The organism is Micromonospora sp. NPDC048909 (genome assembly GCF_040649635.1).
Classification (GTDB): domain Bacteria; phylum Actinomycetota; class Actinomycetes; order Mycobacteriales; family Micromonosporaceae; genus Micromonospora.
Map to the genome: position 1 here is coordinate 558,760 of NZ_JBEZFU010000005.1, position 12,835 is coordinate 571,594.

8 protein-coding genes are annotated in these 12,835 nt (G+C 73.5%); 6 read left to right on the plus strand and 2 right to left on the minus strand.

Translation table 11 applies throughout. From position 1 onward, the window contains the following. Window position 1: 1 nt before the first annotated feature. From AB0C04_RS17460 to AB0C04_RS17475, 4 genes are read left to right on the plus strand one after another with little or no spacing between them, the layout of a single operon-like run. Window positions 2-1,210, plus strand: a complete 1,209-nt coding sequence (locus AB0C04_RS17460; RefSeq protein WP_357055161.1) for a CehA/McbA family metallohydrolase — start codon at window positions 2-4, stop codon at window positions 1,208-1,210. Further along, window positions 1,201-2,112 (plus strand): sugar phosphate isomerase/epimerase, encoded by a 912-nt coding sequence (locus AB0C04_RS17465; RefSeq protein ID WP_357055164.1) that lies wholly within the window; start codon window positions 1,201-1,203, stop codon window positions 2,110-2,112. The genes AB0C04_RS17460 and AB0C04_RS17465 overlap by 10 nt, the downstream gene beginning before the upstream one ends. Further along, entirely contained in the window at window positions 2,109-3,257 is a 1,149-nt protein-coding gene (locus tag AB0C04_RS17470) for a Gfo/Idh/MocA family oxidoreductase (RefSeq protein ID WP_357055167.1), read from the plus strand. Before AB0C04_RS17465 ends, AB0C04_RS17470 begins: the two co-directional genes overlap by 4 nt. After that, window positions 3,254-6,004: a hypothetical protein gene (locus AB0C04_RS17475; RefSeq protein WP_357055170.1), complete on the plus strand. Its 2,751-nt coding sequence runs from the start codon at window positions 3,254-3,256 to the stop codon at window positions 6,002-6,004. The genes AB0C04_RS17470 and AB0C04_RS17475 overlap by 4 nt, the downstream gene beginning before the upstream one ends. 75 nt (window positions 6,005-6,079) lie before the next feature. Here AB0C04_RS17475 and AB0C04_RS17480 read toward each other — a convergent pair whose 3' ends face one another. Continuing rightward, the gene (locus tag AB0C04_RS17480) at window positions 6,080-8,083 is read right to left on the minus strand and encodes a translation factor GTPase family protein (RefSeq protein ID WP_357055173.1); all 2,004 of its coding nucleotides are present in this window, start codon (window positions 8,081-8,083) and stop codon (window positions 6,080-6,082) included. Window positions 8,084-8,341: 258 nt separating this feature from the next. Continuing rightward, window positions 8,342-9,694, minus strand: a complete 1,353-nt coding sequence (locus AB0C04_RS17485) for a hypothetical protein (RefSeq protein WP_357055176.1) — start codon at window positions 9,692-9,694, stop codon at window positions 8,342-8,344. Window positions 9,695-10,152: 458 nt separating this feature from the next. Here AB0C04_RS17485 and AB0C04_RS17490 point away from each other — a divergent pair, with 458 nt between their 5' ends. Further along, window positions 10,153-11,199 (plus strand): LacI family DNA-binding transcriptional regulator, encoded by a 1,047-nt coding sequence (locus AB0C04_RS17490; RefSeq protein ID WP_357055179.1) that lies wholly within the window; start codon window positions 10,153-10,155, stop codon window positions 11,197-11,199. Window positions 11,200-11,237: 38 nt separating this feature from the next. Continuing rightward, a complete protein-coding gene (locus AB0C04_RS17495; RefSeq protein WP_357055182.1) occupies window positions 11,238-12,833 on the plus strand; it encodes an FAD-dependent oxidoreductase in 1,596 nt (531 codons plus the stop codon). Window positions 12,834-12,835: the final 2 nt, after the last annotated feature.

The following is a 12,835-nucleotide window of genomic DNA, read 5'->3' on the forward strand; positions in this document are numbered from 1 at the left end:
GATGGTGGCGCACCGGGGCCGCTGGACGCTGACGGACCGCGCCGAGAGCGTGCTGCGCACCCTGCCGGTCACCGTGGCGCCCGGCACCGCCGCGCTCACCGTACGCCTCGACTATCCCCGGCAGGCCGGGGTGCTCGACCTGGGCTGTGTCGGGCCGGCCGGCTTCCGTGGCTGGTCCGGGGGCGCCCGCGACAGCTACACGGTGGCCGCCGACTGGGCCACCCCCGGCTACCTGCCCGGCGAGCTGGAGCCCGGCGAGTGGCAGGTGCTGCTCCGGCTGCACCGCATCCCGCCCGACGGGCTCAGCTACGAGGTCACCGCCACCACCAGCGCCAGCGCGCCGCCCGAGCCCACCGTGCCGCCGGCCCCACCCCGCCCGCAGCGCCCGCGCCGCCGGAGCCTGCCGCAGGTGGACGGCCGCCGCTGGCTCGCCGGTGACCTGCACGCGCACACCGTGCACAGCGACGGCGCGAGCACGATCGACGAGCTGGCCGCCCTGGCCGCCGGTCGCGGCCTGGACTTCCTCGCCGTCACCGACCACAACACCGTCAGCCACCACCCGTGGCTGCCCGCCGCGTCGGCCCGCTACGAGATCACCCTGGTGCCCGGCCAGGAGGTGACCACCGACCGGGGCCACGCCAACGTCTTCGGCCCGGTCGGCTGGGTCGACTTCCGCCAACCACCGGACGAGTGGGCGGCCACCGCCGACCGGGGCGGTGGGCTGATGTCGGTCAACCACCCGCTCGGCGGCGACTGCGCCTGGCGGCAACCGCTGCGCACCCCCACCCGACTCGCCGAGATCTGGCACTCCGGCTGGTGGGACCGCACCTGGGGCGCCCCGCTGGCCTGGGCCCGGGCGTGGCGACCGGACGTCGTACCGATCGGCGGCAGCGACTACCACCGCCCCGGCGACGACGCCGCGCCCGGCTCGCCCACCACCTGGCTGCTGGTCGACGACGACCGGCCGACCGGGTCGGCTGTGCTCGACGCGCTGCGCGCCGGTCGTACCGCCGTCTCCGCCGACCCCGATGGGCCGCTGCTGCTGCGCCTCGGTGACGAGCTGCTGGCGCTCGACGCGGACGGCGCGCTGCTCGGCTACCCCGACGGCAGCCACCGCGTGGTCCACGGCGACCGATGCCGGCTCCCCGCCGGCGACGGCCTGCACGTCCTGGAATCCCACCGCATGGAGGTGATCGCACTGTGCAGCTGACCGGACGAACCAGGGTGGCCGGCGCACCGGTCAACCACGGCATCTACCAGCCGGACGACAGAGAGCTGGGCCCGGACGACCTGCTCGGCGCGCTGGCCCGGGACGGCTACGACGGGATCGACTCCGGGCCGATCGGCTACCTCGGCACCGGCGAGGAACTGACCCACCGGATGCGGACGGCCGGCCTCGGTCTCGCCGGCGGCTGGATCGACCTGCGCTACGGCGACGCGGACGGGTTCGCCGCCGACCTTGCCCAGCTCGACGCGGCGCTCGACGCGTTCACCGCCGTAGGAGTCGACGACCCGCGCTTCGCACCCCGGCCCACCCTCGCCTGCCCGGGCAATCCGGCCCGGATGGCCCGACCCGGCATCCCGACCGACCTGACCTCGGCGCTGCCGGCGAGCGCCTGGCCGGACTTCGCCGCCCGCGTGCAGCAGGCCGCCGACCGCTGCCGCGACCGCGGCCTGGAGCCGGTGTTCCACTACCACCTCGGCACCGACGTGGAGACCGAGGCCGAGGCCGACCGGCTGCTCGAACTCACCGACATCGCGGTCTGCCTGGACACCGGGCACCTGCTGCTGGCCGGCGGCGACCCGGTCGCGGCGGCCCGCCGGTGGGCCGGACGAATCGGCCAGGTGCACCTGAAGGACGCCGACCTGGCCATCCACGAGCGGGTCCGGGCGGCCGGCGGCGGCCTGGCCGACATGGTGGCCGCCGGCGGGTTCTGCCCGCTCGGCGCCGGCGACGTCGACTTCGCCGGGGTGTTCGCCGGGCTCGACGCGATCGGCTACACCGGTTGGCTGGTCATCGAACAGGACGCCCCCGCACAGGGGCGCGACCTCGACCGCACCGTGGCCGACCAGAGCGCCAACCGGCGCTGGCTCGAAGCGGCGCTGCGATGACCGAGCCGGGCAAGCGGATCCGGATCGCGGTGGCCGGGCTCGGCATCATCGCCCGCACGGTGCACCTGCCGCTGCTGCAACGCCGCGCCGACCTGTTCGAGATCGTCGCCCTCGGCGACCTCTCCCCCGGCCGGGTGGCCGAGCTGGGCGGCCGGTACGGCGTCGAGCCGGGCCGCCGGTACACCGACGCCGAGGCGATGCTGGCCGACGGCGGGTACGACGCGGTGCTGCTGGCGACCTCCGGTTCGCACGGCGAACTCGCCGCGCAGGCCCTGCGCGCCGGCCTGCCGGTGCTCTGCGAGAAGCCACTGGCCTACACCCTCGCCGAGGCGGACCGGCTGGCGGAGCTGAGCGGCGGGGCGTCGGCGCTGATGGTCGGCTACATGAAGCAGTACGACCCGGCGGTCGCCGAGGCCGCCCGGCTGCTCGACGGGCTCGGCGGCGCGCAGCGGGTGCACGCGGTGGAGGTGACCGTCCTGCACTCCGGCGGCGAGCGACAGCTCGCCTTCGCCAACCTGCCGCCGGCGCCCGGCGACGTGCCGTCGACCGAGGCGGCCCGGCTGCGCACGGCCGACTCGGCGCTGCTCGACGCGGCGGTCGGCGGTGACGCCGGCGCGCGCACCCTCTACCAGATCCTGATCAACAGCGTCTGCCACGACCTGTCGCTGCTGCGGCTGCTGACCGGCCCACCGGCCACGGTGGAGCACGTCGCGACCTGGTCGGCGGTCCCGGACCTGCCGGTCGAACCGTCGGTGGAGGTCAGCGGAACACTGCCGGGCGGGGCCCGCTACGGCATCCGGTGGCTCAACCTGCCCGACTACCCGGCCTACCGCGAGACGGTGACCCTGCACCACTCCCACGGCTCGCTGGAACTGGCCTTCCCGTCGCCGTACCTGCTCAACGCGCCCACCACGCTGACCGTGGTGGACGCACACGGCGACGGCGAGCGGCGGGCCGTGTTCCGGTCCGTCACCGAGGCGTTCGAGCAGGAATTGGTCGCCTTCCACGCGATGGTCACCGCCGGGGTCGCGCCCCTGAGCGGGCTCGCCGAGGGCGCCGCCGACGTACGGACCAGTCAGCAGGTGGTGCGCCGCTACGGTCAGCTGACCGGTGCGGCGATCAGCGGAGAGGCGGCGAGCGGATGACGCGACCGACCGAGATCATCGTGGTGCCGCACACCCACTGGGACCGGGAGTGGTACGAGCCTTTCCAGCGGTTCCGGCTGCGGCTAGTGGCCCTGCTCGACGAGGTGTTCGAGCGGATGGCGCGCGACGACCGGCAGCGCTTCACCCTGGACGGCCAGCTCGCCGCGGTCGACGACTACCTGGAGGTCCGCCCGGAGCGGCGCGAGCAGGTGATCGCCCTGGTGCGCGCCGGCCGGCTCGCGGTCGGTCCGTGGCAGATCCTGCTCGACGAGTTTCTCTGCTCCGGCGAGAACATCATCCGCAACCTCGAGCGGGGCCTGGCCCGCAGCGCCGACCTGGGTGGCGCGATGCCGGTCGGCTACCTGCCCGACATGTTCGGCCACATCGCCCAGATGCCGCAGCTCCTGGTCCGGGCCGGTCTGGTCCACGCCTGCGTGTTCCGCGGCGTCCCGCAGCAGGTGCGCACCCACGCCTTCGCCTGGCAGGCGCCGGACGGCACCAGCGTCCGCACCGAGTACCTGCCCGGCGGATACGGCAACGCGGCCGGGCTGATGGACGACGCCGCCCTGGTCACCCGCCGTGCCACCGACCTGGCCGCCCGACTGACCGGGTGGCGTCCCGACGGCGGAGCGTCTCCGATCCTCGCCATGTACGGCACCGACCACGCCGCGCCCGCCCCGAACGCTCCCGACCTGCTCGCCGCGGCGGACGTCGACGGCGTGCGGCTGCGCCTCGGCACCCTCGCCGAGTACTTCGCCACCCAGCCGAGCACCGTCGAGGGCCTGCCCGTGGTGCGCGGGGAGCTGCGTTCGCACGCCCGGGCCAACATCCTGCCCGGCGTCATCTCGGTGCGCGCCCACCTCAAGCAGGCGATGGGCCGCGCCGAACGCCGGGTCGAGCGGTACGCCGAGCCGCTCGCCGCGCTCTGGCACGACCCGTCCGTCCAGCGGTTCCTGGACATGGCGTGGACGCGGCTGATCGACGCGAGCTGCCACGACTCGGTGACCGGGTGCGGCTGCGACGAGACCGCCGAGCAGGTGGCCGCCCGCCTCGCCGAGGCCGACCAGCTCGGCCGGGCGGTCTGCGACCTGGTCGGCACCCGGCTCAGCGCCGCCGTACCCCGCGACGGCTACCTGATCTTCAACCCCAGCCCGACCCCCCGAACGGCGCTGGTGCAGCTCGACGTCGAGGCGCCCGCCGACGCCGTCGCGCTGGCCGGGCCGGACGGGCGCGAAGTGCCCGCCCAGGTCCTGGATCGGGCCCGTACGCTGCTCGCCGACGAGGTGGTGCCGGCCGGCGGCCTGCCCGCCGTGCTCACCCGGGTGCACGGCCGGGAACTCTACGGTCAGGAGGTCCGCCGGTGGTCGGTGTCGGCGGCCGACGCCACCCTCACCTTCGAGCTGGCCCGACACGGCGACCCCGCCTTCGACGTGGAGGACGTCCGGCTGGCGCTCGCCGACGCCGGGCAGCCGGACCGGTGGCGGGTGCGGATCGTCGCCGCGCCCCGGCTGACCGTCGCGGCGTTGGTCGAGGTCCCCGCGCTCGGTCACGCCGCGGTGCGACCGGTGACCGGCGCTGCCGGTGGGCCGGCCGGGCCGGCGCCGGTGGCGACAGTCGGCGACCGGAGCCTGGACAACCAGCTGCTCCGGGTCGACGTGGCCGAGGACGGCACGCTGCGCCTGTCCACTCCGGACGGAACGACCGTGGACGGGGTGGGTCGGCTGGTCGACGGCGGCGACGTGGGTGACAGCTACAACTACGCCCCGCCGGCCGTGGACGAGCTGGTCGACAAGCCCCGCGCGGTGCGGGTCGTGCCGCGCCACCGGGGGCCGCTGGTCGCCGTCCTCGACGTGGTCCGGGAGTACCGCTGGCCGGTGGCAGCCGACGTGGACGCGGGATCCCGGTCGGTCGACCGGGAGGCGATCGTGGTGACCACGCGGGTCGAGCTGCGCACCGGCGAGCCGTTCGTCCGGCTCCGGGTCGAGTTCGACAACCGCTGCGACGACCATCGTCTGCGGCTGCATCTGCCGTTGCCGGCCCCGGCCTCCGCCTCCTTCGCCGAGGGGCAGTTCGCGGTGGTGGAGCGCGGGCTGACCGCGGAGGGGGGCGGCGGTGAGGTGCCGCTGCCGACGTTCCCGGCGTCCGGGTTCGTCGCCGCCGGCGGGCCGGCGGGGTCGCTGGCGGTGCTGCTCAACCAACCCACCGAGTACGAGCTGACCGACTCCGGGCGGGAGTTGGCCGTCACCGTGCTGCGGTCGATCGGGATGCTGTCGCGCAACGTGCATGCACTGCGCGACGAGCCCGCCGGCCCGCAGCTGCCCATCCCGCAGGCGCAGTGCCGCGGCCAGCGCAGCGTGGAGCTGGCGGTGCTGCCCTTCCGCGGCGACTGGCACACCGGGGGCGTGACCGAGGCGACCGAGCGCTACCGGCACGAGCTGCTGGCCTTTCCCGGCACGGCCGAGGAATCCGTCGCCCCGCCGGTTCCGGTCACCGGGCTGGCGGTGACCGGGCCGGGCGTCGTGCTGACCAGCGTCCGGGACCGGAACGGCCGGATCGAGGTGCGGATGGTGGCCGAGACTCCCGACGCCACCACCGCGGTGCTCGGGGCGGGCCGGCCGGTACGCGGCGCGTGCCGGGCCGACCTGCTCGGCCAGCCGGGCGACCGACTGACCGTCGACGCCGACGGCCTGGTCCGGCTGCCGCTACGTGCCTGGGAGATCGCCACGGTGCAGCTCGACCTGGCCTGAGTGCGCCGGCAGCGCCGCTGCTCGACGGTGCCGGTGCCCAGGCAGGGGCGTGCCTGGGTACCGGCGCCCGGGATCTCACCGGTCGCTGCGGCGCGGCACCCGGCGGTTGACGGCCAGCAGGTACTCCTTGCGGTCGGTCGGGTTCTGGTCCCACCGCGCCCGGATGGGCGGCTCGCCGCGGACCGGACGGTGGTGGTCGAAGGCCGACTCGAAGATCCCCTCACCGCGGGTCAGCGTCGGCAGCCGGCGCTCCACGGCACGCACCCGCCGCGCCGGGACCAACCCCTCGACGACGTACGCCTGCCCCTGCGCCGTGGTGGTGTGCGGCTCGGCGTCCAGTCGGGCCAACGTCGACAGCAGGACGCTGAGCACGTCGGCCGGCGCCTCCAGCCGGAACCGGTGCACCGGCTCCTGCACCCGGGTGCCGGCGCATCTGAGCGCCGCGATCAGCACCAGTGGGGTGAGGTTGCGGAAGTCCCCGGCCGTGCTGGACATGCTCTTGTCGAAGGTGCCGTGGGAGTGGCTCTGCCGGGCCCAGTAGCCGGCGTGGGTCATCGTGACGACGCAGTCGAGGACCTGCCAGCCGTACAGCCCCTGGCCCAGGGTCTCGCGCACGGTCTCCTCGACGGCGGTGAAGAACGCTGGCGGCATCGAGCCACGCTCCACGCCGAGCCGGAACTGGATCCCGCCGCCGGTCTCTCCCGGCGCCACCCGCAGCCCCACGGTGGCCAGGAACGGGTTGGGCGCCACCCCGATCAGCTCGACCGCACCGCCGGTGCCGGCAAGCCGTTCGACGAACACGGTCGTCGTCTCCCGGAAGTCGACCGCCAGGCCGTACTCGTCGGCGAGCGTCGCCTGGAGCACCTCCTTCTGGACCTCCCCGTAGAGCGAGACGGTGACGTCCCGCCGCACCGCGTCGCGCCGCACGTTGATCAGTGGATCCTGCTCGGCCAGCTCGCTGAGCGCGGCGTACAGGGCCATCTGGCTGGCACCGCACGCCGGCACCACCACGGTCTCCAGGCTGGGCAGGGCGAAGTGCCGGACGCCGACGCCGGCGCGGGCCAGCCCGACCGGGTCACCGATCCGGACATCCCCGAGACCGTGCAGCAGCGCGATCCGGCCGGCGGTCACCGCGTCGGCGCGTACGGTCGACCCACGGTCGAAGACCTCGATCCCGGTCACGGTGGCGATCCGCCCGGCTGCGACGGGCAGCCGGTCCCGGATCCGGACCGTCCCGGCGAAGAGCCGGACGTAGGCGATCTTCTCGCCGGACGGGCTCCGTTCCACCTTGAAGACCGTGCCGGACGTCGGGCCCTCCGCGTCCGGTTCGGCCGCGGGCAGCAGCTCGGTCAGCCCGCCGATCAGCGAACCCACGCCCGCGCCGGTGATCGCGGAGCCGGCGAAAACCGGGTGTACCGCCGCCTGTCGGCTCTGCGTGGCGAGCGCGCCGCGCAACCGTCGGCCGGTCAGTCGGCCTTCGTGCGCGACGTACTCGGCCAGCAGCCCGTCGTCGCCGGCGCTGAGCAGGTCGAGCAGCCGTCGGATGAATTCCGGGTCGGCGTCAGGATGCGCAACGAAGCGGGCCACCGCGCTGCCGGCCGCGTGCACGGCACCGGTGGCCACCACCGCCGGGGTCAGCCGCGCGGCGATGTCGCGCAGCACCCGCTCGGGCTCGGCACCGGTCCGGTCGATCTTGTTGATGAAGATCAGGGTCGGCAGCCGCAGGCGACGCAGCGTACGCATCAGCACCCGGGTCTGCGCCTGCACACCCTCGACCGCGGACACCACGAGCACGACGCCGTCGAGCAGGTCGAGGACGCGTTCCACCTCGGCGATGAAGTCCGGGTGGCCCGGGGTGTCGATGAGGTTGACCGTCACCCCGTCGACGACGAAGGAAGCGACGGCGGAGCGGATGGTGATGCCGCGTTGCCGCTCCAGCGCCAGGGAGTCGGTCCGGGTGGTGCCGTCGTCCACACTGCCGATCTCGTCGATGACGCCGACGTCGTGCAGCAGGCGCTCGGTCAGGCTGGTCTTGCCGGCGTCAACATGCGCGAGGATCCCGACATTCAAGGTTTTCACGAAGCGTCATGTCCTTCGGGTAGATGAGCATTCCCAGCTGGTTGGACATGAACGCAGCGCGCATCTCGGTTACCTCTCCGGTCGGTTCGCGGTGACCCACCCAGTCGACCAGCCCAGCTTCCGGCTCGGCAACCGAATAAGCCGAACGGGTTGGCTCAGGGCCCCGGGTTCCGGCAGGCCGCGGTCCCGACCACGCCGGTCGGGGTGCTCGGGACCGCGGCAGGGCCAGGCGACACCGGGGTGCCGCGGGCCGGTCGATCAGTCGTTGCCCTGGTCGTGCGGCACGGTGACGGTCACCGTGCAGCCGACCGGACGGCCGATCTCGTCGTGCCCGGCGTAGGTCAGGGTGTAGACCCGCTCCCCGCCACCGGACCGTTCGGCGCGAAGCTGACCACCGAGGTCGGCGGTGCCGACGGTGAAGCCCCGAACGTCCGCGGCGTCGCCACCGGTGACCCCGGTCAGGGCGAACGCGCGCGGCCCGAGCACCCCGTCCGGGAGGTCAGCGGTCACCGTCACGTCGACGAGTTTGTGGTTCGGCGGCCACAGGACCGGCCGGTCCACCGCGCAGTCCAGCTGTCGGGTCGGCAGCGGCTCGGGCAGGGCGGCCACCGCGTGCCCGATCGTCGCGGTGAGCCGGCCGCCGGCCTCGTAGTACATGTGCGCGGTGCGGCCGTCGAAGTAGAACGTCGGCGCGGCCGACCTGCCCAGGTCCGGGGCGACGTTCATCGAGTCGTGCACGACGCCGAGGTGGATCTCCTGGTCGAAGTTCTCCCCGACGTCCACGGCGTGCATGTTGCCGTCGGCTGCATGGAAGATCACCAGGTTGCGGTCCTGCCAGCGCAGGAAGAACGGGCCCGACGCGTTCGGGCCCTCGCTGCCCTGCGGGGTGATCAGCGGCTCCGGCTGGATCGTCCAGGTCCGTGCGTCCGGGGACACCGCCCAGCGGATCCGCCGGGACACCGGACCGGTCGGCCCGGGCAGCGCCGCCGTCGGGTTGTCCATGAAGACCATCAGGTACCGGCTGCCCAGCCGCGGCACCGACTGCTCGAAGACCCGGGCGTAGGAGGTCTCCCCACCGGTGGTGGCGTCCCGGCTCACCGCGGTGCCGCCGTAGTCGAAGTGGATGCCGTCCGCGGAGGTGGCGTAGCGCGTGATCGAGTTCTCGCCGTGGAAGTAGAGGAAGAGCTTGCCCTCGCCCTCGACCCAGACAGCGTGTGGCGAGGAGACGTGGCTGACCGTCGAGTAGTGCGGTAGCCAGGTGTTGCTGACCAACGGGTTGGCCGCGTACTCGGTCCACGGGCCGTCGATCGAGTCGGCGTAGGCCAGGGAGATTCCGCCGGGCCGCTCGTGGGGGGCGTAGTACAGGTAGTAGGTGCCGAGCGGGTCGGGGAAGTAGTCCGCGGCCCGGATGACGCTCGGGAAGATGAACTCGTTGGTCGGGTTGTAGGCGAGGGCGGCCTTGTCGAACGCGGTGCCCACGTAGCTGAACCGGGGGAAGTCGATCTCGGCCTGGTCCGCGGTGGCGGGCGTGCCGGCCACGGCGGCGATCAGCAGACCGGCGCCGACCGCCGCGCCGATGCGGCGGGGCGGTGAGACAGGTGTTCTCGTCATACGTCTTCCTGTTCTCGGGACGGGCCCGGCCGGGGGCGAACGGCCGGGTGTTGCTCGCGCCGGCCGGTCCGTGCGGCTTGGTGTCCTGCCGGCGACAGTGGACGTTCCGGGCTGGTTCGGCTGGCGAACGGCCACCGCTGCGGTGACATTCGGTGACGGACGCAGCGGTGAGCGCCCGACGATCGGTACCGGGCCGGGGCGCTAATACGTATTAGCAAAGGTGTTAATCGAATGTTGCTCGCCGCCGGCGGCGCCTGTCAAGAGCACCCGGGAGGACGGTGCCGACGAATCGCCGAACGGTCGAGCAGCCGGGCGGCGTTACGGCTAATACGCATTACTCCCGGGCGTTCATCTCGGCGAAATCTCAGTTCACCCTCTTGACACAGGCCGGGACCGGCGGCCAAGCTCCTCCCTACACCGAGCGCTAATGCGTATTAGCGCCGCCGGAAGGATCCCCCGTGACCGCTACTCCCCGACGAGTCACTCAGCGTGATATCGCACGGCTGGCCGGTGTCAGCCAGGCGACGGTGTCCCTGGTGCTCAACAACCGGGCAGACGCCGATGTGCGCATCGCCCCGGAGACCCGGGACCGCGTGTTGCGGGCGATCGCCGAGACGGGTTACGCCGCCGACCCGGTCGCCCGCCGCCTCGCCGCGCGCTTCAACCGGATCATCGGCGTCTTCACCTACGAGCCTGCCTTTCCGAGCGGCAGCCGGGACTTCTTCCACCCGTTCCTGCTCGGCATCGAGGAGTACGCCGAGCGGGTCGGCTGCGACCTGCTGCTCTTCACCAGCGCTCCGGTGGTCGACGGCCGACGGCGGATCTTCCATCAGGACAACCGGCTGCGCCTGGCCGACGGGTGCATCCTGCTCGGCCGGGAGATCGACGGCGCGGAGCTGCACCGACTCAATCGGGACGGCTACCCGTACGTGGCGGTCGGCCGTCGCGACGACGCCGGGGGTCCGGTGCCGTACGTCGGGGCCGACTACGGCAGCGCCGTCGGCCAACTGGTCGAGCTGGCCCTCGCCCGCGGCCACCGCCGGCTGACCTACCTGAGCATGGGCACCACCGCCGAGTCGTCGCAGGACCGGCACCGCGGGTACGTCGTGGCGGCGACCGCCGCGGAGAGCGCCCGCCACCGGCCGGCCACCGCCGAGGACGCCGACGCGGTCCTCGACGATCTGCTCGCCGACGAGAGCACCGTCGCCTTCGCCGAGGACTTCGCCACCGCGGTCGCGCTGGAGCTGGCCGCCCGGCGACGCGGGTTGACCGTGCCCGGCGACCTGTCGCTGCTGACCCTGGGCGACCCGACCGTCCCCGTCCCGACGGACCTGGCCTTCACCGGCTTCCGGATTCCGCGCGAGGAGATGGGCCGGCAGGCGGTCGAGGTGCTGGCCAACGTGATCGACGGCAGCGCCAGTGGGCTCCAACAGCGACTGCTGCCCTGTGAACTCGTCGAGGGGGACACCCTCGGCGCCCCCGGACCGGCGGTCGGCCGCCGCTGAGCGGCGATCGCGCAACTGGAAGGAAGCAAGTGGTACAGATGCGTGCGGACGTCCTCGTCATCGGTGGCGGGCTGGGCGGCGTCGCGGCGGCTCTCGCCGCTGCCCGCGCCGGCCGGTCCGTCATCCTGACCGAGGAGTTCGACTGGCTCGGCGGGCAGCTCACCAGCCAGGCCGTCCCACCGGACGAGCACTCCTGGATCGAGCAGTTCGGTGCCACCGCGAGCTACCGGGCCCTGCGCAACGGGATCCGGGACTACTACCGACGGCACTACCCGCTCACCGAGCGGTCCCGCGCCTGGACCGACCTCAACCCCGGCGCCGGCTGGGTCAGCCGACTCTGCCACGAGCCCCGGGTCGCGGTCGCCGTCCTCGAGGAGATGCTCGCGCCGTACCGCGGGTCCGGCCGGCTCACCGTGCTGCAGCCGTACCGGCCGGTCGCGGTGGCGACCGACGGGGACCGGGTCGTCGGGGTCACCGTGGCGCACCGCGACCGGGACGAGCGGATCGACCTCACCGCGCCCTACGTGCTGGACGCCACCGAGGCCGGCGACCTGCTGCCGCTCTCCGGCACCGAGTACGTCACCGGGTTCGAGTCGCAGGCCCAGACCGGCGAACCCAGCGCGCCGACCGAGGCGCAGCCGATGAACATGCAGGCGGTCTCGGTCTGCTTCGCCATCGACCACGTCGACGGCGACCACACCATCGACCGCCCGGCCGGCTACGACTTCTGGCGCGACTACAAGCCGGACTTCTGGGGCGACCGCCTGCTCTCCTGGCGATCCCCGCACCCGCGCACCCTGGAGATCGTCGAACGCAGCTTCACCCCCAACCCCGACGACGACCCGCTGACCGTCAACGCCGACCAGCGGCTCAGCCCCGGAGACGGCAACCTGTGGACGTTCCGCCGGATCGCCGCCCGGCGCAACTTCACCGCCGGGACGTACGGCAGCGACATCACCCTGGTCAACTGGCCGATGATCGACTACTTCGAGGGCCCGGTCATCGACGTGCCGAACGCGTCCTGGCACCTGGCCAAGGCGCGTGAGCTCTCCTACTCGGTCCTCTACTGGCTGCAGACCGAGGCGCCCCGCCCGGACGGCGGCACCGGGTTCCCGGGGCTGCGGTTGCGCGGCGACCTCACCGGCAGCCGGGACGGTCTGGCCCAGGCGCCGTACATCCGGGAATCACGCCGCATCCGCGCCGAGTACACGGTGGCGGAGCAGGACCTCTCCCTGGACGTACGCGGCGAGCACGGCGCCGTGCACTACCCGGACGCGGTCGGGGTCGGGATGTACCGCATCGACCTGCACCCGTCCACCGGCGGCGACAACTACATCGACGTCGGCTCCTGCCCGTTCGAGATCCCGCTCGGCGCGCTGATCCCGCAGCGGGTGGAGAACCTGCTGCCGGCCGGTAAGAACATCGGCACCACGCACATCACCAACGGCAGCTACCGGCTGCACCCCGTCGAGTGGAACGTCGGCGAGGTCGCCGGGCTGCTCGCCGACTTCTGTCTGGCGCGAGGCGAGTCCCCGCGCGCGGTCCGCAGCACCCCCCGCCTGCTGGCCGACTTCCAGGACCGCATCTCGTCGGCCGGCGTGGAGCTGCGCTGGCCGGCGATCGCGGGCTACTGAAC